This is a genomic window from Stutzerimonas chloritidismutans, assembly GCF_051486945.1.
GTDB classification, from domain to species: Bacteria; Pseudomonadota; Gammaproteobacteria; order Pseudomonadales; family Pseudomonadaceae; genus Stutzerimonas; species Stutzerimonas chloritidismutans_B.
In genome coordinates, this window is record NZ_JAHVDX010000001.1 from 315707 (window position 1) to 340759 (window position 25053).

Consider the following 25053-nt stretch of genomic DNA (forward strand, 5'->3'; position numbering starts at 1 on the left):
ACTGATCCCGGACACCGATTTAGGCGAAAATCCTCGCCCTTAAGAGGTGTTCGATGAGCAAGCAACGACGTACGTTTTCCGCCGAGTTCAAACGAGGGGCAGCTGCCTTGGTGATAGATCAGGGCTACAGCCATATTGAGGCCTGCCGTTCGCTGGGCGTCGTGGACTCGGCATTACGCCGCTGGGTGAAACAACTCCAAGACGAGCGCCAGGGCGTTACCCCAAAGAGCAAAGCGCTGACACCCGAGCAACAGAAGATCCAGGAGCTAGAGGCCAGGATCAATCGGCTGGAGCGGGAGAAAGCGATATTAAAAAAGGCTACCGCTCTCTTGATGTCGGACGAACTCGATCGTACGCGCTGATAGACCAGTTGAGTGAGCAGGAGCCGGTAGAAGTGGTCTGTTCAGCCTTCGATGTGGCGCGGTCTTGCTACTACGCCCATCGCCTTCGACGTCGCCGTGTCGATGTTCGTCGCGTCGCGCTACGTAGTCGGGTCAACGAGTTGTTTAGCCAAAGCCGAGGCTCGGCTGGCAGCCGAAGCATCCTGGGTATGCTGCGCGGGGACGGCGTGACGATTGGCCGTTTCCGTGTGCGTCGACTGATGCGTGAGTTGGGGCTGGTCAGCAAGCAGCCGGGCTCGCACGCCTACAAGCAGGCCACGGTTGAGCGCCCGGATATCCCGAATCGACTGAACCGCGATTTCGCTGTCCAGAACCCGAACCAAGTGTGGTGCGGCGACATCACCTACGTCTGGGCGCAAGGTCGTTGGCATTACCTGGCCACAGTGCTGGATCTGCACACGCGTCGGGTGGTTGGCTGGGCGTTCTCCGCCAAACCGGATGCCGAGCTGGTAATCAAAGCCCTCGATATGGCCTACGAGCAGCGCGGCAGGCCACAGCAGGTGCTGTTCCATTCGGATCAGGGCAGCCAGTACGCCAGCCGCTTGTTCCGGCAGCGGCTATGGCGCTACCGGATGCAGCAGAGCATGAGCCGCCGAGGAAACTGCTGGGACAATTCGCCGATGGAGCGCCTGTTTCGCAGCTTGAAGTCAGAATGGATTCCGGCAACTGGCTACCTGACAGCACAGGAAGCTCAGCGGGACATCAGCCACTACCTGATGCACCGCTACAACTGGATCAGACCGCATCAATTCAACGGTGGACTACCACCTGCGGTGGCCGAAGAGAAACTTAACCCACTGTCCGGGATGGGTTGACCACTACACCTTCAACCTTGTCCCGTAAATGCGCCATCTCGTCCAGAAGCAGTTTGAATCGCTCTGCCTCGCCCATTGAAGTGAGAAAGTCCAAGCGGATTTCCTTGTGGAGCGCCTCCAACTGCAAATCCGTATTGGCTGACGACTTAAGCGGCAAAGCTTCCACGTCGTGTACTGCCGTGCCTGGTGCGGGCACTCCGGCAGCCATAAGGCTGTCCTCAAAACCGTTGTCGATCAGCTCAAGTTGCAGATGCGTCGGAATCGGCTGCAGGTGGTAGACCTGCCCTCGAATACGACGATCCTCGTCCGGCAGAACCCAGCCCGCGCGCACTAATCGACGAATCTGCTCATACACATAGCGACGCACATCGGCGATACGGAAATGTGTGCCACTCAGGCGAGCGGCATAGGCATCGCGCAATTCACGGGTCGTAAACGTTGTACGCCCTGGCTCCTGAAGCAGCTCATACAGACGCCTGTCGAAGATAAACGATGCCGATTTCATTGAGGCACCAGAAGAGTTAGCGCGAGAAATGCGGATTATAATCCGTGGTCTGTGCATCCGCAAACGCACGATAGTGCCGCCTCAAGTTGAATTGAGACGGTCATGGATAAGTTGGCGAAAGCGTTAGGGGAACGCATCCGGGTGCAGAGGAAGGCCTGCCGGATATCCCAGGATGCATTGGCGCTGGCGTGCAGCATTGACCGCAGCTACGTAGGACGGATCGAGCGCGGCGAAGTCAACATCACCGTCGAGAAGCTCTACAGCATCGCAGGCGAACTCGCCTGCGACCCTCCAAGCCTTCTGCCAAAGCCGTCTGAAATCTAACCCGAGCACGTAATGCGGTCAGACAGCCGCACCGCTATTACCTTGTCCCAGCCCAGCCTGCTGCGTCAGCATCTTCAAAATCACCAGGGCAAACGCGCGGCTCTTGGTCTCGTTATCCAGCACTTCCAGCGACATCTTTTCATTGTCGGTCATGGCATCGAGCACGGTGTCGAGAACCCGCTTGGGAAACAGACCATGCATCACCTGTTCGACCGAGTGGTTGTTCACCTGGGCCATCACATCTTCCTGACGGCTGATGCGATTGGCGATGCCGGTGAGGAACTGCAGCTGATCTTTATCGCTCACCTCAGCACCGAAAATATCGTTCAGCGCCTCGATGATTTCCGTTAGCCGCTAAGAGGAACTTTATTTGCTGTCTCATGAGAAGAAATCTGCTGGCGATACCTGGCAGGAGCGATCACAGGAACACTTCGAAAAAGTTAAGTTTTGGAGCCTAAATTTGACCCAAAATCAGCAAAAGCTAACTAAAAGTTCTGCTCTGACACAGGATTGAGAAGAAAAATCATGCTGAACAGGCTGGAAAGCCAGTAACTGCAAGGGCTCGACTGCAAATCGAAAAACGTGACTAAAAGCTAATAGGGCAGATAGATATTCTGGGTGGTACTCATACTGTTGTGACGAAGGTCGGCCTGGAGATCCTTCATGTCACGGTGCGGTGCGTCGAAAGTGGCGGATGTATGGCGCAACCAATGCAACGACGCCGAGCGCAGCTGATCAATCTCGTCATCGCTCCAGCCTTCTTCAGACATGCGCGCCAACGAACCATCAAACAGTTCCTGTAGCAACAATCGAATATGGCGGTCAGAAAGCCCAGCTCGACCTTTAAGTGAACCAATTAGCGGAGTGCTCTCATGAGCGGAGGGCAGGGGAGGAAGCCCGAGGTGCACACGGTAGCGCACCAGATAGGCGTGGATGTAATCATCCCGGACGCTAATTTTCGCAGCTTTGTTGCCTTTGCCCACCACATGAAACCACCAGTTCCCCATGCTGTCGCGACGAATATCGCCCATCGTTGGCGTCCAGTTATCGCGTCCGACTAGATCGGAGACCCGCAGGTACATAGAAAACAAGGTGGCAACAATAAACAATGTTCGCTCATACAACGCATCCTCCGCAGCCATTAGCTCAGCGGTTTCGATCACGTAGCTCCATTGCAGCTGGGTCAACGAGCGAGAAGCGATATCCACCGTATTGCGTTGCTTGTAGATCGACTTTTGCTTCACTGCGCGAAACGGGTTGACCTCAGTCAGTCCCTCATCGATGGCGTGTTGGAAAAAACTGCCACACACAGCAAACACCTGACCGACGGAACCCTGCGACATCCGATAGACTCGTGAGGGAAGGGGGGCCGCGGATTCCGCCGCGATTTTGCGCTCCCGCTTAGCGACTGTATAGGTGAACGGACGCCAGTCTTGGTTGATCGTAAAACTGTCCGTTTCCAGCGGCTTCCTGCCGCCAGTACGTAAAAACCTCGATTTAACTACCGGCCCCACCCAGTCAGCAGGTGGGTTTAGACAGAAGTCCATGAAGGCCTCGGCATCGCGGCGCCTCAACGCCAGAAGAGGCTTACCAGCCAACAAAAGTGACCACAATAGAAGCCGCTCGGCGTGCGTTCGATAGGAGTTGAACGTGGCTTCGTTGCCTACGTAGGACTTCAGAAAGCCTCTGACTGCCATATATCCCTCAGTGGCCTGAAGCTCCCCAGGAAAACCCAAAAGGAAGTCGCGCACCAGAGGCAGTTCGCCACGCAGGTGTAGAAAGTTGAGTCCTTGGAAGCGCTCAAAGGTCTCAAAAAGTGGCTGTGGGCGCTGCGACATACTGGTTAATGATCCGGACGGAGTTAACTGGGGGTGTATAAGCTGACGCTTTCAGCGCATCTCTGCAATATCCGGGTCTGGTGATTATCGGATATTGCGTCTGGATGACGCTATGCTGGTTGACTTTCGCGGTCTTAACCAAGATGCCATAGGCCCGTGCGAACATTCGGTAAGCGACTCCTTGGCTGTTCCCGGCATTTGAGCCTAAGCAAGGCATTCAGGCCGAGCAGGTGTGTGAACGGGCGACCTTAAGCCCGTCTAGATGCAGCTACAAACCCCTGAACGCGACGACAGGCAAAGCCCTAACCGAAGCATTGCCAAGCTAGGTGGGTGTGAGCTTATCCAGCCTATGGCAATTGGCACCGGTGTATCGCAAGAAATCCGAGGGGCCAACAAACAACTATTCGGCATGCACTGCTTGAAGGCCTGGATCAGCGTATCCACATCTGCCGCGCTTATCGCTCCCGAGCAGGAGCGATTAACGCCACGCTAGCTGAAAGTCAGACTGACGGTTCACCTGTGCTTTCTCTCTCGTTTAGTGACTTTATTTATAAAACCTCAAAGAAATCAAAGGGAAAAAGGACGCCGCTGTAATTTTCTATGACTTTTCAGATGGCAATGCGTTTCTTTTTATAAGCACGTTGCCATTCAGGGCACAAATCAACGTCCCTGTTAGCCACCTGAACGTTCTAGCGATGCAAAAAATCGCTATGGCAGCGTGACGCAAAGTCCGTCCTAGGCTGGATTCTGTGCAGAAAAAGGCTTGTAACCACAGCGGTACGGCGTTCTCCGATTTATTGACTAAAATTGGCGCCAATGGTGACTGACCGCACTAAAGCTTCTCGAAAGCCCTCAGCCGATTTTTCATGTTAATTGCAGGAATTACTGCAGATGACATGAGAAGAAATGGCGCCAAGTGCTTGAGCCAAAAGCATTCCTGTCGTTAATGTGAAAATTCCAGCCATTTAGTTAAACCGACATCAGAGGAACGGCCAGTACCGCCAATGCATAATTTCGCATAATCTATATTATGTTAAATAGAATATATGGATGGCAGTCCCTTGATTCCCAGGTACCGCCCGTTACTGGCCTGCTCTATGCCTCGTATCGCTGCAGCTGGCTGCTAACGTCATGTGTAAACGGTGCGTGACTCGATCCGCCACGCACCGACTCCTCCTTCGGCTCAGGCAACGCGATGCTGCATCACCACGTCGCGAATGTCGCCTGCAAGCTGGCGGACGCGCTCTTCGCTGGTATCCCACGAGCACATGAAGCGCGCACCGCCAACACCAATGAACGTGTAGAACATCCAGCCGCGGCTCTTGAGTGCTTCGAGAGCCAGCGGCGGCATGTTCACGAATACGCCGTTGGCCTGCACTGGGAACATCAACTCTACGTACGGGATGTCCTGGATCAACGAGGCCAGGAGCTGCGCGCATTGGTTAGCGTGCTCGGCGTATTTCATCCAGGCGTTGCCTTCGAGCAGCCCGACCCAAGGCGCCGACAGAAAGCGCATTTTCGAAGCCAGCTGGCCCGCCTGTTTGCAGCGGTACTCGAAATCCTCTGCGAGGTCGCGGTTGAAGAACAGGATGGCTTCGCCAACCGCCATGCCGTTCTTGGTGCCGCCAAAACAGAGAACGTCGACGCCCGCTTTCCAGCTCAGTTCTGCTGGCGACAGGCTCAGGTGTGCGCAGGCATTGGCGAAGCGCGCGCCATCCATATGTAGATGTAGCCCCAATTCACGACAGGTTTCGCTGATTGCCTTGAGCTCATCAGGTTGGTAGACGGTGCCGATCTCGGTTGCCTGGGTGATGCTCACCACGCGAGGTTTGGGATAGTGGATGTCCTTGCGCTTGAGCGCGACTTCGCGGATCGATGTCGGCGTCAGCTTGCCTTGCTCGGAGCGCGCAACGAGCAGTTTCGAGCCGTTGGAAAAAAACTCCGGCGCGCCGCATTCGTCGGTTTCGATGTGGGCGATGTCAGCGCAAATGACGCTGTGATAGCTCTGGCAAAGCGATGACAAGGCCAGCGAGTTGGCCGCCGTGCCGTTGAATGCGAAAAAGACTTCACAGTCGGTCTCGAACAGTTGGCGGAAATGGTCGGCTGCGCGTACAGTCCATTGATCATCGCCATAGGCCCGGTCATGCCCCTGATTGGCACGAGCCATGGCCTCCCAGGCTTCCGGGCAGATGCCTGAATAGTTGTCGCTGGCGAATTGCTGGTTGGCTGTGGTCATTCAAAACCTCTGTGGAAAATCGGTTGCCATCAAGATGCGATAGGCAGAAACAGTACGGTATAGAGCCCGAGGACGCTCAATGCTACAACGGCAACGCCCAGCCAGATGACGGACACCAGGTCCGCCTGGATGCGGCCGCTCTTGAGGCCGCTGGCACTGCGGTTATAGCGCCGCTGCTGGGTGAGCCAGATGCCCAGCGCCGTCAGCAGCGAGAGCGCCACGAGCGAACCGACGAACGCCCCGTGGTACGGCATCCAGCGCAGGAACAGTGCGCTGACGGTAATCAGCGTCAAAAGCGTCCTCCCCCAGGCCAATGACGTGCGCTCGGGCTGCAGGCCGGGGTCCTCGTGTAAGGGTGGTGGCGCGGGTTTCGGCTGCAGCCGTCGGCGAAACGAGATGTGCATGATCAGCTTCGCAGCACGATGTAGGCGATCAGGATCAACGTTACCAGCGTGCCGCCGATCGAAAGAATCGGGATCAGCAATGGGAACGGCAATGGCCCCTGGTGGCGGATAGCACGCTCGATGGCCAGCCAGCGAACACAGGCCGTCGAGCTGATGAACATCGCCAGCAGCAGCAACGAGATCGAAAGCACCTTGCGAATTTCCAGCACGAAGATTCCGCCAGCGAACGCTTCGACCGCAACGCCGCCGGCCAGCAACGCGAGGGATGTCCGGATCCAGGCGAGAAAGGTTCGTTCATTGGCGAGGGTGAACCGCGGATCGGGCTCGTTTCCGCCTGATAGCAATCGGCGGCTCCAACGACTGCGTTCCATTTTGGCGATGCATCTCCGGTGGGTTCTATGGGCCTCATTCAAACAGAAACGCGTCAGCCGTGCAGGTTCCATCGCTCAGGGCCGCGGGTCATAGTGGCAATCGCCCGTGCTATCGTTCCGGCCTTGTCTACCGCTACCGGAGATCTACATGTTGTCGCGCCTGGCTACCACCCTTTTGCTCGCAACCGTCTGGCTGAACGCATCGGCCGACGATCATCAGCACGCCCACTCCTCGATGCACCTCGAGGCCAGTCAGGCCTGGTCCCGTGCGATGCCGCCCACTGCCCCGACAGGTGCGGTCTATTTCACACTGCACAATCCCGGCGATGCCGAAGACCGGCTGATCGGCGTAAAAACGCCGCGCGCTGAAAAGGCCGAGCTGCATGCGCATATTCATGAGGGCGACTTGATGCGCATGGAGCGGATCGACGGTGTAACCGTTCCGCCCGGCGGCGACGTGCAGTTCAAGCCCGGCGGCAATCATGTGATGTTGTTCAACCTGAACGCACCGCTGGTGGCCGGCGAGCAGTTTCCGCTGACGTTAATCTTCCGTGACGCGGGCGAAATCGAGACGGAAGTGACCATCCGCGACCAGGCGCCGGACACCGGCGGCTCGACGCACGCACATCATTGACAACCGGGGCGGCATTACCGCCCCACTCCCCTGCCCCTGGTCAGAACCCGGTCGGCGTGCGCATGGTGACGAACTCTTCGGCGGCGGTTGGGTGAATACCCATGGTTTCGTCAAAAACACGCTTGGTCGCGCCGGCCTTCATCGCGACAGCCAAGCCCTGCATGATCTCGCCAGCGTCGGGCCCGGCCATGTGGCACCCGAGTACCCGATCGGTCTCCGCATCCACGACCAGCTTCATCAAGCTGCGCTCCAGGCTGCCTGTCATGGTGAGCTTCATCGGGCGGAACCGGCTCTCGAACAGCTTGATCTTGTGCCCTTGCAAGCGCGCCTGCTCTTCAGTAAGCCCGACGGTTGCCATGTTGGGCAGGCTGAACACCGCCGTGGCGATGCAGTTGTAATCCACCGGGCGATACTCCTCCGGGCGGAACAGTCGGCGCGCGACCGCCATGCCTTCGGCCAGCGCCACAGGCGTCAACTGTACGCGGCCAATCACGTCACCGATGGCGAGGACCGATGGGATCGACGTCTGGAACTGCTCATCCACGGCGATGAAACCGCGTGAATCCAGCGTAACGCCCAGCGCGTCCAGGCCCAGCCCATCGAGCATCGGCCGGCGCCCGGTGGCATACAGGATGCAGTCCGCTTCGAGCGTGCGGCCGTCCTCAAGGGTGGCAAGCAGGCTGCCATCGGCCTGCTTGTCGATGCGGGCGATGTCGCTGTTGAACTGCAGATCGACACCCTTCTTGATCATCTCGTCCTTCAGGTGTTCGCGCAGAGAACCATCGAAACCACGCAGGAACAGCTCGCCGCGGTACAGGAGGGTCGTATCAGCGTCGCAACCATGGAAGATCGACGCGAATTCGACCGCGATATAGCCGCCACCCACGACCAGTACCCGGCGCGGCAACGACTCCAGATAGAAGGCCTCGTTCGAGGTGATGGCATGTTCACGCCCCGGAAACTCCGGCACGAAGGGCCAGCCACCCGTGGCGACGAGAATGTGCTCGGCGGTATAGGTCTGACCGTCGACTTCCACGCTATTTGGGCCGGTTACCCGAGCGTGTGCCTGCAGCAGGGTCACGCCGCTATCGACCAGCAGGTTCTTGTAGATGCCGTTGAGGCGCTGGATTTCCCGGTCCTTGTTGGCGATCAGCGTGTTCCAGTCGAACGATACGCCATCGATACTCCAGCCGTAGCCCTGCGCCTGGCTCAGGTCCTCGGCGTAGTGCGCGCCGTAGACCAGCAGCTTTTTCGGCACGCAGCCGACATTGACACAGGTGCCGCCCAGGTAACGGCTTTCGGCTACCGCGACGCGCGCTCCGTAGCCGGCGGCGAAGCGCGCCGCACGGACGCCACCGGAGCCCGCACCGATGACGAATAGATCGAAGTCGTAAGCCATGTACAGTTGTCTCCCTTGAAGAACGCACAGCATAACCCAGGCCCCTGGGTCGATCATGAAGGAGTGCCGCATGCGCCCTACCCTCACCCATCTTGCCCTGCACGTACCTGATCTGGACGCCTGTATCGATTTTTACGAGCGATTCTGCGGCATGCATGTCTTTCACGAGCGGGCCGGCAAAGGCTCACGCATCGTCTGGATGGCGGAGCCGGGCAAGGAGCGCGAGTTCATTTTCGTGATCATGCCCGGTGGCACGGACCGTCAACTGGCGGCCAATGACTACAGTCACTTCGGGTTCGCCATGGCCAGCCGCGAGGCGGTCGATGCCATCGCCGAACAGGCGCGGCAGGCGGGCTGCCTGATTTGGGAGCCTCGCGATGAGCCCTACCCAGTGGGCTACTACTGCGGCGTTCGCGATCCGGCAGGCCACTATGTCGAGTTCAGCTACGGCCAACCGTTGGGGCCTGGCGCCGAAGATTTGCCTACGCCATAAACGAACAGGGCCACCAGAAGGTGGCCCTGCGCTCACATGCGACTGCTTCGATCAGAATGCCTTACCGGTCTGGTAGAAGTTCTCGTAGCAGAAGTTGGTGGCCGCGATGTAACCCTCGGCGCTACCACAGTCGAAGCGCTGACCCTTGAACTTGTAGGCCAATACGCAGCCATCTTGCGCCTGGCGCATCAAGGCATCGGTAATCTGGATTTCGCCGCCCTTGCCCGGTTCGGTTTGCTCGATCAGGTCGAAAATGTCCGGGGTCAGGATGTAGCGACCGATGATTGCCAAGTTCGAGGGTGCATCTTCCGGCTTCGGCTTCTCGACCATGTGGCTGACGCGGAAGATGTCGTCGCGGATCATTTCGCCTGCGATCACACCGTATTTGCTGGTTTCTTCCGGCGGCACTTCCTGGATCGCAACGATGGAGCAGCGGAACTGGTTATATAGCTTGACCATCTGCGCCAGGACTGGGTCGCCATTGAGGTTGATGCAAAGATCGTCCGCGAGAACTACCGCGAAGGGCTCGTCGCCGATCAGCGGGCGGCCGCTGAGGATCGCATGGCCCAGGCCCTTCATCTCGACCTGACGGGTGTAGGAAAAGCTGCACTCGTCGATCAAGCGGCGGATGCCGACCAGGTATTTTTCCTTGTCGGTATTGCGAATCTGATGCTCAAGCTCGTAGCTGATGTCGAAGTGATCTTCCAGCGAGCGCTTGCCACGCCCGGTGACGATCGAGATCTGGCTCAGGCCGGCGGACAGTGCCTCTTCAACCCCGTACTGGATCAGGGGCTTGTTTACCACCGGCAACATTTCCTTGGGCATGGCCTTGGTCGCAGGAAGGAAGCGCGTGCCGTACCCGGCCGCAGGAAAAAGGCATTTCTTGATCATGTGAGTCCTTGAAGAGGAAGGTTCCAGTTGATGCACTGCGCCTGGATCGGCCAGCAGTCGTATCCTGCACGTCCCGCCGACAGCGGCTGACTAGAGCCTACGACCACCGAAACGATGAGGGGTTCGCCCGCTTTCACGGTGAATTCCGCACCGACTCGGCCCGACCGGTGGTGGTTGACATAACAGCCTCACATAGCGTGATCCCGCGCGCGTCGCTTGCCAAGAGCCCAAGCGAAAAAGATCGCCGCTAATGACCATGATCCCGATCCATTGAGTTGGCTGGTTGGGTGGCATTTCCCCCGACTACGAAGGCGCTCTTTACTGATTCAGATCAAGGAAAGACGAGATTGAGTGCTCCTCGTCGCGCATCGAGCCGCCTGGTCGTTCGACCAGGTCTAGGATATGGCCGCCCTGAGATGATGGCCCGAAGCCATCTGGTGATTGATTGCTGTCCAGTTCCGCAATCGATCTGAAAGCCAGGCGGACGCGACACAGCGTCTCTGGGTATCACCTATAGGCAGCAGCAGTTCTTGAGGGTCACGATGAACAGTAGCGCTCCGGCGCGGCAGATGTCCGTGCAGTCGAAAATCAACCTGGCCCTGCTGCTTGTGTTTTCGCTCGTGCTCGGGGCTTCGCTGATCTATTCGGCAACTGCCGAGAAGCAGCTGGTTCTCAAGGTCGTCGAACAGCAGACACGAGACACCGCCGATTCCTATTTCGACAGCATCAACACCATGATGCTGACCGGCACGATGGCTCAACGCGAGGTGCTGCGGGACAAGATACTGGCGCGCCCCGGCATCATCGATGCGCGCATCGTACGCGGCGAGCCGGTAACCAAAACGTTCGGCGCTGGTTTCACCCATCAGGTGCCCAGGGACAAGCTCGACACGCGTGCGCTGGCAGGCGAATCCATCGTCGAGGTGGCGCCGGGCAAGAACGGTCGGGTGCTCACCGTGATCAACCCGATCCATGCGCAGCAGGACTACCGCAGCACCAATTGCCTGACCTGCCACCAGGTTGCGCCTGACACTGTCATGGGCGCGGTGCGCATCAGCTATGACCTCGCCGCGCTCGATGGCGAGGTGCATGGCAACCTCCTCGCTTCCGCTGCGATCCAAGCATTGTTGATGGTGATCGGCCTGTTGTTGGTGGGGTACATCATTCGCCGGGTGGTACTGACCCGCATCCTTGATCTACACCACACCATGGACGCCATGGCCGTTGACGAAGACCTGAGCCGCACGGTTGCTGTGCAGACGCTTGATGAAATCGGCGCCATGGCCCAGGCCTTCAACCGAATGATCCTGAAGTTTCGCGGTAGCCTGGACGCAGTCGCGGGTGTAACGCGCCAACTCACTGAGGTCGCCGGGCGGGTGTCGAGCGTTGCCGAGAAAACCCATGGCGCCGTGGTCGCGCAGCGCAGCGAGACGGACATGGTGGCCTCGGCGATGACCGAGATGAGCGCGACCGTGCAGGAGGTCGCCCGTCACGCCAGCGAGACGGCCGCAGCTTCACGTGGTGCGGATGGCGAATCGCGCGCGGGCGTAACCCGGGCCAGCGAGGCGCTAGAAGGCATCGACGTGCTGATGCGTGACATCGAGACCGCCGCGCAGGTGATCCGCCAGGTAGAGACCGAAAGCGTGAGCATTGGCATGGTGCTGAACGTCATCAATGGCATCGCCGAGCAGACCAACCTCCTCGCCCTCAACGCCGCCATCGAGGCTGCGCGGGCCGGTGAACAGGGCCGCGGCTTCGCTGTGGTAGCCGACGAGGTGCGCACCCTCGCCTCGCGCACACAGAAATCCACCGAGGATGTGCAGCGCACCATCGAGCAATTGCAGAAAGGCGTACGCAACGCCGTGCACGCTATGGAAGGCGCCCAGGCACGCGCAACTTCTGGCGCCGACTGCGTCACCCGGACGGCACGAAGCCTCGACCGCATCGCCGAAGACGTTGACACCATCAACGGCATGAACACCCAGATCGCCACTGCCGCCGAAGAGCAAAGTGCAGTCGCCGAGGAGATCAACCGCAACATCACCACCATCCGTTCAATCGCTGATACGACCCTGGCTGACGCCACGCAGACCGCCGAAATCAGTGACGAACTGGTGCGGCTGGCCGCCGAATTGAACCGGCTGGTCGGGCAGTTCCGGCTCTGAGACCACTCGCAGCCAAGGCTGCATGCCCGGCAGTCTTGACCTACCCTCAAGGCAAACCGACCGCCCAGCGCCTGACCGCACCCTCTGCCGCGTTCTTGATCTGGGACAGGCCCGGCCCCCATCGGAAAGCGTGATAATTCGCGCCAAGTTGTCGCAGGCACGCAGCCAGCCATTCATACACGCAATCAAGGTGAACCCGTACATGGACCAAACGCCGAGCTTTAACCGCGCCCTGGTCGAGAAGTATGACCGTCCCGGTCCTCGCTATACCTCCTACCCCACCGCGCCGCAGTTCCATCAGGCATTCGCCATGGACGACTACCGCAGCGCGGCGAAGTCCACCAACGAGGCCGCGAACCCCAAGCCGCTGTCGGTGTACATCCACATCCCGTTCTGCAAAAGCCTCTGCTACTACTGCGCCTGCAACAAGATCATCACCCATAAGACCGACCGCGCTGCTGAATACCTGGACTACCTCAAGCGTGAGATTCAGATGCAGGCTGCACTGTTCGACCGGTCCCGCAAGCTGACCCAGCTGCACCTCGGCGGCGGCACGCCGACCTACCTCACCAGCGCGCAACTGGCCGACCTGATGGCCGCGCTGCATGAGGCATTCAACATGGACGACAGCGACGAGCACGAGTTTTCGCTCGAGGTCGACCCGCGCACTGTCACGCCGGCGCAAATCCATGAATTGCGCGCGCTGGGCTTCAACCGCCTGAGCTTTGGCGTGCAGGATTTCGACGAGCAGGTGCAAATCGCCGTCAACCGGATCCAGACCGAGGAGCAGACACGCGAACTGGTGCAGGCCGCTCGCGACGCGCACTTCAAGTCGATCAGCGTCGACCTGATCTATGGCCTGCCGCTGCAGACGGTAGAGAGCTTCAACACGACGCTCGACAAGATCATCGACATCCGACCCAACCGCATCGCCGCCTACAGCTATGCGCACCTGCCAGAGCTGGTCCGCGCACAGAAATTGATCCGCCCCGAGGACATGCCGCCGCCCGAGCGCAAGCTGGAGTTGCTGGAACTGACGATCCGCCGCCTAACCGAAGCCGGCTACGTCTATATAGGGATGGATCACTTTGCGCTGCCGGACGACGAACTCGCCCTTGCACGCGCCAACGGCACGCTGCAGCGCAACTTCCAGGGTTACTCCACCCATGCCGATTGCGACCTGATCGGGCTGGGCATTTCCTCGATCGGCAAGGTGGGTGACAGCTACAGCCAAAACGTAAAGGAGCTGTCGCAGTATTATGCGCGCCTTAATGAAGGGCTGCTGCCGGTACACCGCGGGTACAAGCTCAGCGAGGATGACCGCTTGCGCCGCGACGTCATCATCTCGCTCATGTGCCACGGTCGCATCGCGTTCGCCGAAATCGAGCAGCGCTACGGCATCGTCTTTCGCGACTATTTCGCCGATGCAATCGCCAAGCTAGGGGAGCACGTTGCTGACGGCCTGGTTGAGATTCGCGACGACGCGCTGTTGCTGCTGCCACAAGGCCACCTGATGATGCGTAACGTCGCCATGGCGTTCGATGCCTACCTCGGCGGCGAGCAGCGCGGGCGCTTCTCCCGTACGGTCTGACGGCCCTGCCTCCCCGGTCGCGGGGAGGCACTTCCTCCGTGTCATTGCATAACGCCACCCATCGCCTGAACGTTGCCAATTGACGCTTCACCTGTATAAATAGCCAGCCCTACGGGCGCATGGCCCGTGCAAGACCGAACCGGACGTTCGATGCGCCAGGCCCTGGAAAATCCCTTCTATTACCTCGACAACTTCCACCAGGTATTGACCTGGGTGGGCGAGCGCCACGGCGATCTGCTGGACGATGACGAGCGCGCCTTTCTCGACCGATTTCACCAGGTGCCGCAGCCATCCCAGGCGCTGCTGGTGCGTATGGTCATGCGCAAGGGCACGCTGTTCCGGGCTTCCAAGTTGCGCTATGGCGAAATCGGGTGCCCGTTGGAGGCCGCGGTGGCGCTGCTAGACCAGGGCTGGATCGAGGCCAATCCCACGCTGGATTTGGTGCAGCTGTTCGCTCTGTTGAAGAAGGACGAACTGCAATGCCTGTTCGGCCACGGCGCGCTGCGAAAGAGTGACCTGTTCAGTGTCCTGCAAGCCGAACACAGCGACCCAAGGCCGTTCGCGAGTTGGTTAGAACGATCCACTGGCGGCGCCCTGGAGGAAGAGGTGTTTGCCTTGGCCATCGGCGATCTCTGCGACCGGCTCCGCCTGATGTTCTTCGGCAACATCCATCAGGACTGGTCCGAATTCGTGCTCGCCGACCTGGGCATCTTTCGCTACGAACAAGTGCAGTTCTCCGCGGCGTCTCGCGCCTTCCACGCACGTGCCGAAGTAGACGCCTATCTTCATCTGCATCGTTGCCGGGAGCGGTTCGAGGCCGGCGAGCCGGTGGCGGCCGTGCTGGCTGACGTACCCGCAGCACCCTATGCCAACGAATGGCTGGAAAACCGCCGCGGCAAGCTGCTGCTGAGCCTCGCCCGGCAATGCGAGCGCGACGGCGATCTACCCCTTGCGTTGCGCCTGCATGCCGCCAACCGCTATCCAACGGCACGCGAACGTGCAATCAGGGTACTGGAACGCTGCGATCAGCCCGAGGCTGCGCTGGATCTGGCCCTCCAAGCCCAGGCCGCCCCGGAAAGCGAACACGAAGCCCAGCAACTGCAGCGCATCCTGCCGCGCATCAGGCGCAGCCTTGGCGAGCCGGGCACCCGCCGCGGCCCGGCGGCCCAAGCCCTGCGCATCGACCTCTGCCTGCCCCGGCCGGATACCAGCGTCGAACAAGCGGTGCGCGCGCATCTGACGGACGAAAACGCGCCGGTGTATTACGTCGAGAATGCGTTGATTAACTCGTTGCTCGGGCTGCTCTGCTGGCAGGCGATCTTCGCGCCCCTGCCAGGCGCCTTCTTTCACCCCTTCCATGCCGGCCCGGCCGACCTCTCACGTCCGGATTTCTTCGCTCGCCGGGCCGGCCTGTTCGATCAATGCCTCGACACCCTCGGCACGGGCGAATACCGCGACTGCATCCGCCGAGCGTTTCGCGAGAAGTTCGGCCTGCAGTCGCACTTCGTCAGCTGGGGCCTGTTCGATGATCACCTGTTGGACGTCGCGCTGGAATGCATACCGGCTGAGCACCTGCGGGCCTTTTTCCAGCGCATTCTGTTGGATGTTCCCAGCCACCGTAACGGCCTGCCGGATCTGATCCAGTTCTGGCCCGCTGAGCGCCGCTATCGGCTGATCGAGGTCAAGGGGCCTGGCGATCGGCTGCAGGACAACCAGAAGCGCTGGATCGACTTCGCTCTGCAGCATCAGGTGCCCATCGCCGTCTGTTACGTGCAGTGGGCAGAGGCTGACGCTTGAGCTACCGCATCGCCGTTCGCGCGTTGTGCGAGTTCACCGCCAAGCAGGGTGATCTGGACCTGCGCTTCACCCCATCGCCCACCGCGCTGGAAGGCATGGCCGGGCACCTCACGGTGACCGCACGACGCGGCGCGGGCTACGAGCGCGAGGTATCGCTCGAGGGCCAGCATGGCGATCTAATGGTGCGAGGCCGGGCGGACGGCTACGACCCAGCCCGCAACCGCCTCGAGGAAATCAAGACCTACCGCGGCGACCTGGAGCGCCAGCCGGCAAACCACCGTGCGCTGCACTGGGCCCAGGCCAAGGTCTACGGCTGGCTGCTCATTGAAGCCCGTGCGTTGCCGAGCCTCGAGATTGCGCTGGTCTATTTCGATGTGGTGAGTCAGAAGGAGACGTTGCTGGTCGAGTCATTCAGTGCAAGCGAATTGAAGGCATTCTTCGAGGCCCAATGCCGGCAATTCCTCGCCTGGGCCGAAAGGGAGCTGGCCCATCGCGCCGCGCGGGACCAGGGCCTACGGACCCTGACCTTTCCCTACGGCGAGTTTCGCAACGGCCAACGCCAACTGGCCGAAGCGGTGTACAAGGCCGCCTGCACCGGTACGCATCTGATGGCGCAAGCCCCGACGGGCATCGGCAAGACGCTGGCGACCTTGTTCCCGCAACTCAAGGCATGCCCGAGCCAGCAATGGGACAAGCTCTTCTTCCTGGCGGCGAAAACCTCCGGCCGCAAGCTGGGGCTCGACGCGCTGGTAAGCCTTGAGCCTGGAACCCTGCCCTTACGCGTCCTGGAGTTGATCGCTCGGGACAAGGCTTGCGAGCATCCCGACAAGGCTTGCCACGGTGAATCCTGCCCATTGGCGCGCGGCTTCTACGACCGTTTACCGGCCGCTCGCGCCGCCGCGGTCGGCATACCGGTACTGGACCAAGCGGCCCTGCGCGACGTCGCGCTGGCGCATCAGGTGTGCCCTTATTACCTCAGCCAGGAAATGGCACGCTGGGCAGATGTGATCGTCGGCGACTATAACTATTACTTCGACATTAGCGCCCTATTGCACGGCCTCGCGCAGCTCAACCAGTGGCGCGTCGGGGTGCTCGTCGACGAGGCGCACAATCTGCTTGAACGCGGCCGCGCGATGTACAGCGCAGAGATCGATCTGGGTCACTTCAAGGGGTTACGGAACAGTCTTCCCACCGCGCTGAAAAAGCCTGTGGAGCGTGTGGTGCGCTGCTGGAGCGAGACGCATCGTCTGCAGGGCGAGCCATACCGGGTGCTGCCTGAACTGCCAACCAAGCTCATCAATGCGCTGCATCAAATGGTCAGCGCTGTGACCGACTACCTGGGCGAGCAACCGGCAGGGCTCGATCCGGCCCTGCAGCGTGCTTATTTCGACGCAATGCAGTTTTGCGGGCTGGCCGAATCGTTCGGCGATCATTCGTTGATCGACAGCACCTTACTGCCCGCCCCGGACCGCAACAGCGGCCAGGCATCGGTGCTGTGCATCCGCAATGTCATTCCGGCCCCCTTCCTGGCGCCGCGGTTTGAGGAGGCGCGATCCTGCGTGCTGTTCTCGGCAACCCTCGCCCCTCAGCGATTCTATGCCGACACGCTCGGGCTGCCGGCCAAGCGGGTCTGGCTCGACGTGGACTCGCCCTTCCGCTCCGAGCAACTGCAAGTGCATCTGGCTCGGCATATCTCCACCCGCTATCGTGATCGCCATGCCTCGCTGCAGCCGATCGTCGACCTGATCGCCGCGCAATACCAGGCGCGCCCAGGCAACTACCTTGCGTTCTTTAGCAGTTTCGAATACTTGCAGCAGGTTGCCGCGCGACTCGGCACGCAACATCCGGGACTGCCTTACTGGGAACAGACCCGCAGCATGCATGAGACGGCGCGCGCGGCGTTTCTCTCACGGTTTACCGAGGACGGCTGCGGTATCGGCTTCGCCGTACTCGGCGGTGCCTTTTCAGAAGGGATCGACCTGCCCGGCGACCGCCTCATTGGCGCGTTCGTCGCAACCTTGGGCCTTCCTCAGGTAAACCCCGTCAACGAACAGATGAAGGCTCGGTTGGACCACCTTTTCGGTTCCGGTTATGACTACACCTATCTTTACCCAGGCCTGCAAAAGGTGGTGCAGGCGGCCGGTCGGGTGATTCGCACTACACAGGATTCGGGCGTGGTGCATCTAATTGACGACCGCTTCACTCGCCGAGAGGTCATACGACTTTTGCCGACGTGGTGGCATTGCCCCACCTGATATAGCCGTGCACGCTTCATGCTTCGGTCAGCGGTTTACGCTTGCGTGAAGCTGACTAGACGAAGGTCTGAGAGCTCATATTTCTTTACAAATGACGTTGACAAGCGATCCGCTCCGGCCATAATCCGTTACGTCGTCTGACAACTGATGTCACGACTGTGCCGTGACTACGGCCGCGCTACACCCGCCCCACTCGGCAATGCCGCGGGTGCGGATAACTCAAAAAAGGGAGCACAACAACAATGACCCTACGCAACCCCCTGTCCGTCGCTGTCATGGCGGGCACCCTCTCGCTTGCGCTCGGTGTCCCCGTCGCAGCGAACGCGGCCGAAGGCTTTGTCGACGGCACGAAGGCAAGCGTCAACGCGCGCAATTTCTATCACAACCGCAACTTCGTGAACGGCAACAGCCGCAGCAAAGCCGAGGAATGGACGCAGAGCTTCATCCTCAACGTACAGTCTGGCTACACCCCGGGCCCGGTTGGCTTCGGTGTTGATGTACTTGCAGGCGTCGCGGTCAAGCTCGACGGCGGCCGTGGCACCTTTGGTACCGGCCTTCTGCCACGCCACACCGATGGACGCCCAGCCGATGACTTTGGCCGTATCGGCGTTGCAGCCAAAGCCAAGTTTTCCAACACCGAACTGAAGATCGGCGAGTTCATGCCTGTTCTGCCGATTCTGCGTGCGGACGATGGCCGCTCGCTGCCGCAGACCTTCGAAGGCGGCATGATCACCTCGAAGGAAATCGCTGGCTTGAGCCTCTATGGCGGTCAGTTCCGTCAAAACAGCCCGCGCGACGACGCGAGCATGGAGGACATGACCTATAACGGCGGCGCCTCTGATCGCTTCAACTTCCTCGGCGGCGAATACGCGTTCAATGAAAACCGTACGACGATTGGTCTCTGGACTGCTGAGCTGAAAGACGTTTACGAACAGCAGTATGCCCAGTTCCTACATACCCAACCGCTCGGTGCCGACCTGGCCCTGACTGCCAACCTCGGCTATTTCCAAGGCGAAGACGACGGCAGCGCTCTGGCTGGCGAGCTGGACAACAAGACCTATTCCGGTCTGTTCGGCCTCAAGGCTGGTGGCAACACCTTCTATGTCGGCCTGCAGAAAGTCAGTGGCGATACTGGTTGGATGCGCGTCAACGGCACCAGCGGCGGCTCACTCGCGAACGACAGCTTCAACAACAGCTACGACGCCGCCGGCGAGCGTTCCTGGCAGCTGCGCCATGACTACAACTTCGCAGCGATGGGCATCCCGGGTCTGACCCTGATGAACCGCTATATCAAGGGCGACAACATCGACCTCGCCGGCGACGAAGAAGGCAAGGAATGGGGTCGCGAAAGCGAACTGGCCTACACCGTTCAAAGCGGCCCGGCGAAGAACCTCAACATCAAATGGCGTAACTCCAGCCTGCGTCGCGACTTTGGAAGCGGCAACGATTGGGACGAGAACCGCCTGATCATCAACTACCCGCTGTCAATTCTGTAAGCCAGCTCCACCACGCTGGACGCAACTCTCCTCACTCCTGTTGCGGAAAACTTCGCCCGTCCTTGTGACGGGCTTTTTTTGTCGATGGCTAAATGTCAGCCAAGTGCCCTTGCCACGGTGGGGCAAACGCACTGCCCACCGGCCAGGCTGCCGCGTGCCGAGTTACTGTGCGCCTCCAGTGCGCACAATGGTGGCCCTAGATTCGCCGCACGCCGAGCCGACAGCTCACTGCTAGTTCTTCCCCCGGCGCGAGGATGCGGATGCCGTTGGCGCCCGGGTCGGCCATACACAGTGCGTTGTTGGCGTGGGTCACCGGCTCCACGGCAAAGAAGCCCAACTCGCAGGCCGGCGTGAAGACGACCAGGTGCCCAAGCGCGGCGTCTGGCGTGATGGTTAGCTCGACGCCCTTTTCCGGCCAGCGGACCTCCACAGGGCCGTTGCGGCCTACGAAACAGTTGTCCAGCCCCGGCTCACCCAGCGGCTTCGTCGTCGAGAAATCCCATCGCTCTGGCACTGGTATCTGCCGCGCCGGCAAGTTGCGCCCGTCGTTTTCCCAGACAGCCTGGGCTGTGAACGACAGGTCACAGCCATCGTGACGCAGAAAGTACGGATGCCAGCCCAATCCAGCCGGCATTGAACGGGTGTCGGTGTTACGCAGCGACAGCTGCAGCGTGACGCCCTGCTCATCCAACCGTATCCGGTGCTCGACCTCGAAATGAAATGGCCAGTCATGCGCTGCGTCGCCTTCGGCGCGGTGGTGGTATCGAAGCACCAGCGCATCGTCAGCCTGCTCGAACACCCGCCACGCACGTTTCCAGGCGACACCATGGATGGGTAAAGGATGCTCGGCGGATAGGCTGCGCAACGCATAGCGATACCCTTCATGCTGGAAGCCGGCATCGCCCACGCGGTTGGAGAACGGCGCCAGTACAAAGCAGCCTGTGCGGCGGACACTGTCGGAACCATCCCACGGGCGCAGCAGGTCGATGCCACCAACGCTTAACCGGGTGATTGCGCCTCCCAGTGACGGGCAAACCGCGAGGCGCAGCGGCCCCTTTTGTAATCCGATCTCGGTCAGGTTTGGCTGGGCATCGGTCATGGTCGGCTCCGGTGTAATGAATAAAAAGCGCCATCAGCCACCGCCGCTCGTGGCAGCGGCGCGATGGCGCCAGGGTCAAAGGCCGCCAGCCGGGCTTGTGGTCCGGCAGCGGTACCGCATGCACCGTGGGTGCAATCAGACAGCCGTCAGCACTGCGCCGCGCTCTAGAAAGGCGCGCAAGTTGGCGAACAACAATTCTTCCATGGCGAGCCGGGTTTCCTCGGTGGCGCTGCCGATGTGCGGCAACAGCACGACATTGGGAAGCCCGAGCAATGCCGCCGGCACGTCCGGTTCGCGGGCGTAGACATCCAGCGCCGCACCGCCGAGTCGGCCTTCGAGCAGCTCTTGAACGAGCGCAGGCTCGTCGACTACCGAGCCGCGCGCCACGTTGATGAGTATGCCGCTCGGTCCCAACGCCTCGAGCACCGGGGTATCGATAAGGTTGCGCGTGCTCTCCCCGCCCGGGCAGGTCAGCACCAGGAAATCACTCCAGCGCGCCAGTTCGACCAGGTCACCCTCGTAGCCATAGGGCGAATCCTTGACTGGGCGGCGGTTGTGATAACGCACTTGCATGTCGAAGCCGCTGGATCGTTTGGCAACCGCTTCGCCGATGCGCCCCAGGCCGACGATCCCGAGCCGCTTGCCGCTCACACGCGTCGCCAAGGGCAAGCCACCAGACGGCCATTCGCCGGCACGCACGAAACGATCGGCCCGTGACATTTGCCGCGCACAGTCGATGATCATCCCGAACGCCAAGTCGGCTACGCATTCATTGAGCACATCGGGCGTGTTACTGACCACGACGCCCCGCGCATGCGCGGCGGTCACGTCGATGGCGTCATAACCAACGCCGAAGCTGATGATGGCCCTGAGGTTGGGCAGGCGATCCATCAGCGCCGTCGTGCAGCCGAAGCGCGCCGAGGTGACGATGATGTCGATGCGCTCCGCCTGCTTTTCGAGCATGGCGTTGGTGTCTGTGTCCCAATAACGCAAGACTTCGTGCTCGGCGGCGAGTGCGCGGTTGAAGCGATCAGTCAGGGGGCCGAGCTGGAGAATGCAGGTCACGGAATACCTCGAGTCTATGCGGTTCGATTGTGTGGACCTCGCGACGGCCCTAGCGTGCGCATCAGAGCACCTTGCCAGGGTTCATCAGGCCCTGCGGATCGAGCGTGTGCTTGAGCGTGCGCATCAAATCCAGCTCCACGGGGTCCTTGTAGCGCATTGCCGCCTCGCGCTTGGCCTGGCCGAGACCATGCTCGGCGCTGATGCTGCCGTTGTAGGCTGCCGTCGCGTCATAGATGACGTCTGTGATTGCCGCCTGCCTTGCCTTGAAGGTGGCGTCATCGCTGGCCAGTGGTTTGCTGATGTTGTAGTGCAAATTCCCGTCGCCGACATGGCCGTAGGTGACAATTCGCACCCCGGGAAATCGCTCGAGCAGTGCCTGATCGGTCCGTTCGATGAATTCAGGAATGCAGCTGACCGGCACGCTGATGTCATGTTTCAGGCTGGGGCCTTCGTGGTTCTGCGCCTCTGAAATGCCCTCGCGCATCGCCCACAAACTGGCGACCTGAGCCTCGCTGCCGGCCAGCACGGCATCGCGTATCCGGCCGCGCTCGAGCGCGTCGCCAAGGCCGGCTTCGAGCAGGTCGTTGAGTGGCGCACGCGGCTGGGCGTCACTCAGCTCGATCAAGGCGTACCACGGATGCGCCTCGGCGAAAGGATCGCTGCAACCGTCAACGTGCCGAAGGACGAAATCGACGCTCTGTCGCGACATCAGCTCGAAGCCAGTCAGGCGGTCGCCGCAGAGGCCACGGATCGCTCCGATCAGCTCGATGGCCGAGCCCACATCCGGCAGGGCAACCCAGGCCGTGGTGATGCTGCGCACCGCCGGATAAAGCTTGAGCACCGCCGCGGTGATGATGCCCATGCTGCCCTCGGAACCGATGAATAGGTGTTTGAGGTCGTAGCCCGTGTTGTCTTTGCGCAGCCCGCGCAGACCGTTCCAGATACGCCCGTCGGGCAGCACCACTTCCAGCCCCAGCGTCATGTCGCGCATGTTGCCGTAACGCAAGACGGCGGTGCCGCCAGCGTTGGTTGCGAGATTGCCGCCCACGGTGCAACTACCTTGCGCACCGAGGGACAGCGGAAACAACCGGTCCACCTCCGCTGCCGCCTCTTGCAGGTGCTGCAACACCACGCCGGCCTCGACGGTGATGGTTTCGTTCGCGAGATCGATCTGGCGGATCCGCGTCATGCGTGTCAAAGACAGCACGACCTGGGTGCCGCTCGCATCGGGAATCGACCCGCCGCACAGGCCTGTATTGCCGCCTTGCGGAACGAGCCCGACGCGGTGCTCGTGGCACAGCCGCACTACCGCCGCCACCTCCTCCGTCGTGGCCGGTCGCACGACTAGCGCCGCGAGACCGCTGTACGCATTGCGCCAATCGCTAAGGTAGCTGGCCATTCGCGCTGGGTCACAGACGATCCCGGCAGGTCCGACTATGGCTTCGAGGGCGTGCAGCAACGTGTGCGCGTTCATGGCAACTCCGGCTGGCGGGTTTTAATGCGTCTAGTCCAAGGTAAGCGCTGCTATCTATGCCGAACCGCTCAGTTGGGTCGCGGGCAGAGCCTGCTCCTACAAAAGCGCTGGCACACCTGTAGGAGCGGGCTCTGCCCGCGACCAGCCACAACACCGTCGCCTCAGTCCTGCGTATCAGGTGATCGGGGCCGGGTTGAACAGCACAATGTCGTTGTGCAGTTTGTGTTGCTCGGCCCAGGTTTGCTTGCGGCCGCTGGCGACGTCCAGGTAGTAGTGAAACAACTCCCAGCCCAGATCCTCGATGGTCGCGCGGCCGCTGGCGATGCGCCCGGCGTCGATGTCGATCAGGTCCGGCCAGCGCTCGGCCAGTTCGGTTCGGGTCGCGACCTTGACGACCGGCGCCATGGCCAAGCCATACGGGGTGCCGCGCCCTGTGGTGAACACGTGCAGGTTCATGCCAGCGGCGAGCTGTAGCGTGCCGCAGACAAAGTCCGATGCCGGCGTCGCGCAGAAGATCAGACCCTTGCGCTCGACCCGCTCACCGGGCCCGACTACGCCGTTGATGGCACCGCTACCGGACTTGACGATCGAGCCCAGCGACTTTTCGACGATGTTCGACAGCCCGCCCTTTTTGTTTCCCGGTGTCGTGTTGGCGCTGCGGTCGGCGGCGCCGCGCTCAAGGTATTGGTCGTACCAGTCCATCTCGGCGATCAGCGCATCGGCGACCTCTGGTGACTCGGCACGGGCGGTCAGCATGTACACCGCATCACGAACTTCGGTGTTTTCAGAAAACATTACCGTCGCGCCAGCCCGGACCAGCAGATCCGCAGCGTAACCCAGCGCCGGATTGGCGGTAATGCCGGAAAAGGCATCGCTGCCACCGCATTGCATACCGAGGACCAGCTCGCTCGCTGGCACCGTCTCGCGGCGGCGCTGGTCAAGCTTCTTCAGACGGGTCTCGGCCAGAGCCATGATTTGCTCGATCATTTCACCGAAGCCGGTGTTCGACTCCTGTAGCCGATACAACCATGGATCACGCAGATCAACCGAGGGATCGCCCTCGTGCATCACTTGCTCGGCCTGCAGCTTCTCGCAACCGAGGCTGATGACCAGCGCTTCGCCACCCAGATTGGGGTTGCGCGCCAGGTTGCGCACGGTGCGGATCGGGATATAGGCGTCGCGTGCGTTGATCGCCACGCCGCAGCCGTAGCTGTGGGTCAACGCCACCACGTCATCGACGTTCGGGTACTTGGGCAGCAGTTCGTCTCTGATGCGTTTGACCGCGTGTTCCAGCACGCCCGTAACGCATTGCACGGTGGTACTGATGCCAAGAATGTTGCGCGTACCAACGGTGCCGTCAGCGTTGCGGTAGCCCTCGAACGTGTAGCCTTCGAGCGGGTCGAGCCGGTCCGGTACCGCGGTGGCGCGTGGCAGGCTGTCCAGCGGTGGTGCGCTCGGCATCCTCAACTGGGTTTCCTTGACCCAACTCCCTCGGGGCAGCAGCGCTAGCGCGTAGCCAATGACCTGCCCGTAGCGGCGCACCGGCTCCCCCTCGGCGATATCGACCAGGGCGACCTTGTGGCTCTGCGGCACGGCTTCGACCGTGACCAAGCCATCCTCGAACTGCGCGCCGGCCGGCACGCCGCCGTCGTTCACGACCACCGCGACGTTGTCCGCCTCATTCAGGCGAATGCAGCGCGCGGAATCCTGGTGTTGTATCAGTTCCACGGTTTCGTTCATGTCGATCTCCGGTTGGCCCGGTTGGAGTTGTTATCGTTTGGAGCGAACGGTCGCCGTAGG

The 25053-nt window shown here is 60.8% G+C and carries 20 protein-coding genes and 1 pseudogene; 9 read left to right on the plus strand and 12 right to left on the minus strand.

All coding sequences use genetic code 11. The features are described 5' to 3' along the window. Positions 1-53: 53 nt before the first annotated feature. Positions 54-1216, plus strand: a protein-coding gene (locus KXR72_RS01305; RefSeq protein WP_437419332.1) for an IS3 family transposase whose coding sequence is annotated in 2 segments (ribosomal slippage) — positions 54-309 and positions 309-1216 — 1164 coding nt in all. Because the reading frame shifts where the segments join, the coding sequence is not laid out codon by codon here. Here KXR72_RS01305 and KXR72_RS01310 read toward each other — a convergent pair. Beyond that, positions 1191-1721 carry a hypothetical protein gene (locus KXR72_RS01310; protein ID WP_437419333.1) on the minus strand — a complete coding sequence of 177 codons (531 nt, stop codon included), beginning with the start codon at positions 1719-1721 and terminating at the stop codon, positions 1191-1193. The two genes, KXR72_RS01305 and KXR72_RS01310, sit on opposite strands and share 26 nt — an antisense overlap. Before the next feature lie 102 nt (positions 1722-1823). Here KXR72_RS01310 and KXR72_RS01315 point away from each other — a divergent pair, with 102 nt between their 5' ends. Continuing rightward, complete coding sequence (locus KXR72_RS01315; RefSeq protein ID WP_437419334.1) at positions 1824-2045, plus strand: helix-turn-helix domain-containing protein; 222 nt, start codon at positions 1824-1826, stop codon at positions 2043-2045. Positions 2046-2063: 18 nt separating this feature from the next. On the opposite strand, the pseudogene KXR72_RS01320 reads toward KXR72_RS01315, so the two are convergent. The 5 genes and pseudogenes from KXR72_RS01320 to KXR72_RS01340 form a co-directional block, all read right to left on the minus strand. Beyond that, a pseudogene (locus tag KXR72_RS01320) lies at positions 2064-2399 on the minus strand (type I restriction endonuclease subunit R); the annotation flags it as partial. 239 nt (positions 2400-2638) lie between these two features. Continuing rightward, complete coding sequence (locus tag KXR72_RS01325) at positions 2639-3883, minus strand: tyrosine-type recombinase/integrase (RefSeq protein WP_437419335.1); 1245 nt, start codon at positions 3881-3883, stop codon at positions 2639-2641. A gap of 1183 nt (positions 3884-5066) precedes the next feature. Then, positions 5067-6119, minus strand: a complete 1053-nt coding sequence (locus tag KXR72_RS01330; protein ID WP_437419336.1) for a threonine aldolase family protein — start codon at positions 6117-6119, stop codon at positions 5067-5069. 29 nt (positions 6120-6148) lie between these two features. Further along, positions 6149-6523, minus strand: a complete 375-nt coding sequence (locus tag KXR72_RS01335; protein WP_437419337.1) for a DUF202 domain-containing protein — start codon at positions 6521-6523, stop codon at positions 6149-6151. A gap of 2 nt (positions 6524-6525) precedes the next feature. After that, on the minus strand, positions 6526-6894 hold the full coding sequence (locus tag KXR72_RS01340; RefSeq protein WP_437419338.1) for a YidH family protein: 369 nt from the start codon (positions 6892-6894) through the stop codon (positions 6526-6528). 148 nt (positions 6895-7042) lie between these two features. Here KXR72_RS01340 and KXR72_RS01345 point away from each other — a divergent pair, with 148 nt between their 5' ends. After that, on the plus strand, positions 7043-7528 hold the full coding sequence (locus tag KXR72_RS01345; protein WP_437419339.1) for a copper chaperone PCu(A)C: 486 nt from the start codon (positions 7043-7045) through the stop codon (positions 7526-7528). Positions 7529-7568: 40 nt separating this feature from the next. Here KXR72_RS01345 and gorA read toward each other — a convergent pair whose 3' ends face one another. Next, positions 7569-8927, minus strand: a complete 1359-nt coding sequence (gene gorA, locus KXR72_RS01350; protein WP_437419340.1) for a glutathione-disulfide reductase — start codon at positions 8925-8927, stop codon at positions 7569-7571. A 70-nt stretch (positions 8928-8997) separates the two neighbouring features. On the opposite strand from gorA, the gene KXR72_RS01355 reads away from it, so the two are divergent. Beyond that, positions 8998-9420 (plus strand): VOC family protein, encoded by a 423-nt coding sequence (locus tag KXR72_RS01355; protein WP_437419341.1) that lies wholly within the window; start codon positions 8998-9000, stop codon positions 9418-9420. 51 nt (positions 9421-9471) lie between these two features. Here the strand turns inward: KXR72_RS01355 and galU are convergent, their stop codons facing one another. Then, the gene (galU, locus tag KXR72_RS01360; RefSeq protein WP_437419342.1) at positions 9472-10311 is read right to left on the minus strand and encodes a UTP--glucose-1-phosphate uridylyltransferase GalU; all 840 of its coding nucleotides are present in this window, start codon (positions 10309-10311) and stop codon (positions 9472-9474) included. 542 nt (positions 10312-10853) lie between these two features. Here galU and KXR72_RS01365 point away from each other — a divergent pair. The 5 genes from KXR72_RS01365 to KXR72_RS01385 all read left to right on the plus strand — a co-directional run bounded on the left by KXR72_RS01365 (position 10854) and on the right by KXR72_RS01385 (position 19615). Then, positions 10854-12476: a methyl-accepting chemotaxis protein gene (locus tag KXR72_RS01365; RefSeq protein WP_437419343.1), complete on the plus strand. Its 1623-nt coding sequence runs from the start codon at positions 10854-10856 to the stop codon at positions 12474-12476. 202 nt (positions 12477-12678) lie between these two features. Next, positions 12679-14067 carry an oxygen-independent coproporphyrinogen III oxidase gene (gene hemN / locus KXR72_RS01370; RefSeq protein ID WP_437419344.1) on the plus strand — a complete coding sequence of 463 codons (1389 nt, stop codon included), beginning with the start codon at positions 12679-12681 and terminating at the stop codon, positions 14065-14067. Between the two features lie 150 nt (positions 14068-14217). Further along, positions 14218-15864: a VRR-NUC domain-containing protein gene (locus KXR72_RS01375; protein ID WP_437419345.1), complete on the plus strand. Its 1647-nt coding sequence runs from the start codon at positions 14218-14220 to the stop codon at positions 15862-15864. Continuing rightward, positions 15861-18119 carry a helicase C-terminal domain-containing protein gene (locus tag KXR72_RS01380; protein WP_437419346.1) on the plus strand — a complete coding sequence of 753 codons (2259 nt, stop codon included), beginning with the start codon at positions 15861-15863 and terminating at the stop codon, positions 18117-18119. The genes KXR72_RS01375 and KXR72_RS01380 overlap by 4 nt, the downstream gene beginning before the upstream one ends. Before the next feature lie 242 nt (positions 18120-18361). Further along, on the plus strand, positions 18362-19615 hold the full coding sequence (locus KXR72_RS01385) for an OprD family porin (protein WP_437419347.1): 1254 nt from the start codon (positions 18362-18364) through the stop codon (positions 19613-19615). Positions 19616-19811: 196 nt separating this feature from the next. Here the strand turns inward: KXR72_RS01385 and KXR72_RS01390 are convergent, their stop codons facing one another. The 4 genes from KXR72_RS01390 to garD form a co-directional block, all read right to left on the minus strand. After that, complete coding sequence (locus tag KXR72_RS01390) at positions 19812-20714, minus strand: aldose 1-epimerase (protein ID WP_437419348.1); 903 nt, start codon at positions 20712-20714, stop codon at positions 19812-19814. A gap of 135 nt (positions 20715-20849) precedes the next feature. Next, a complete protein-coding gene (locus KXR72_RS01395; protein WP_437419349.1) occupies positions 20850-21779 on the minus strand; it encodes a 2-hydroxyacid dehydrogenase in 930 nt (309 codons plus the stop codon). 61 nt (positions 21780-21840) lie between these two features. Further along, positions 21841-23253 carry an FAD-binding oxidoreductase gene (locus KXR72_RS01400; RefSeq protein ID WP_437419350.1) on the minus strand — a complete coding sequence of 471 codons (1413 nt, stop codon included), beginning with the start codon at positions 23251-23253 and terminating at the stop codon, positions 21841-21843. 174 nt (positions 23254-23427) lie between these two features. Next, on the minus strand, positions 23428-24981 hold the full coding sequence (gene garD / locus KXR72_RS01405) for a galactarate dehydratase (protein ID WP_437420350.1): 1554 nt from the start codon (positions 24979-24981) through the stop codon (positions 23428-23430). Between the last annotated feature and the right edge of the window lie 72 nt (positions 24982-25053).

Excerpts from the sequence above, each read along its gene's own strand:
- KXR72_RS01310 (WP_437419333.1), bottom strand. The coding sequence starts at position 1,721 with ATGAAATCGGCATCGTTTATCTTCGACAGGCGTCTGTATGAGCTGCTT.
- KXR72_RS01315 (WP_437419334.1), top strand. The coding sequence starts at position 1,824 with ATGGATAAGTTGGCGAAAGCGTTAGGGGAACGCATCCGGGTGCAGAGG.
- KXR72_RS01325 (WP_437419335.1), bottom strand. The coding sequence starts at position 3,883 with ATGTCGCAGCGCCCACAGCCACTTTTTGAGACCTTTGAGCGCTTCCAA.
- KXR72_RS01330 (WP_437419336.1), bottom strand. The coding sequence starts at position 6,119 with ATGACCACAGCCAACCAGCAATTCGCCAGCGACAACTATTCAGGCATC.
- KXR72_RS01335 (WP_437419337.1), bottom strand. The coding sequence starts at position 6,523 with ATGCACATCTCGTTTCGCCGACGGCTGCAGCCGAAACCCGCGCCACCA.
- KXR72_RS01340 (WP_437419338.1), bottom strand. The coding sequence starts at position 6,894 with ATGGAACGCAGTCGTTGGAGCCGCCGATTGCTATCAGGCGGAAACGAG.
- KXR72_RS01345 (WP_437419339.1), top strand. The coding sequence starts at position 7,043 with ATGTTGTCGCGCCTGGCTACCACCCTTTTGCTCGCAACCGTCTGGCTG.
- gorA (WP_437419340.1), bottom strand. The coding sequence starts at position 8,927 with ATGGCTTACGACTTCGATCTATTCGTCATCGGTGCGGGCTCCGGTGGC.
- KXR72_RS01355 (WP_437419341.1), top strand. The coding sequence starts at position 8,998 with ATGCGCCCTACCCTCACCCATCTTGCCCTGCACGTACCTGATCTGGAC.
- galU (WP_437419342.1), bottom strand. The coding sequence starts at position 10,311 with ATGATCAAGAAATGCCTTTTTCCTGCGGCCGGGTACGGCACGCGCTTC.
- KXR72_RS01365 (WP_437419343.1), top strand. The coding sequence starts at position 10,854 with ATGAACAGTAGCGCTCCGGCGCGGCAGATGTCCGTGCAGTCGAAAATC.
- hemN (WP_437419344.1), top strand. The coding sequence starts at position 12,679 with ATGGACCAAACGCCGAGCTTTAACCGCGCCCTGGTCGAGAAGTATGAC.
- KXR72_RS01375 (WP_437419345.1), top strand. The coding sequence starts at position 14,218 with ATGCGCCAGGCCCTGGAAAATCCCTTCTATTACCTCGACAACTTCCAC.
- KXR72_RS01385 (WP_437419347.1), top strand. The coding sequence starts at position 18,362 with ATGACCCTACGCAACCCCCTGTCCGTCGCTGTCATGGCGGGCACCCTC.
- KXR72_RS01390 (WP_437419348.1), bottom strand. The coding sequence starts at position 20,714 with ATGACCGATGCCCAGCCAAACCTGACCGAGATCGGATTACAAAAGGGG.
- KXR72_RS01400 (WP_437419350.1), bottom strand. The coding sequence starts at position 23,253 with ATGAACGCGCACACGTTGCTGCACGCCCTCGAAGCCATAGTCGGACCT.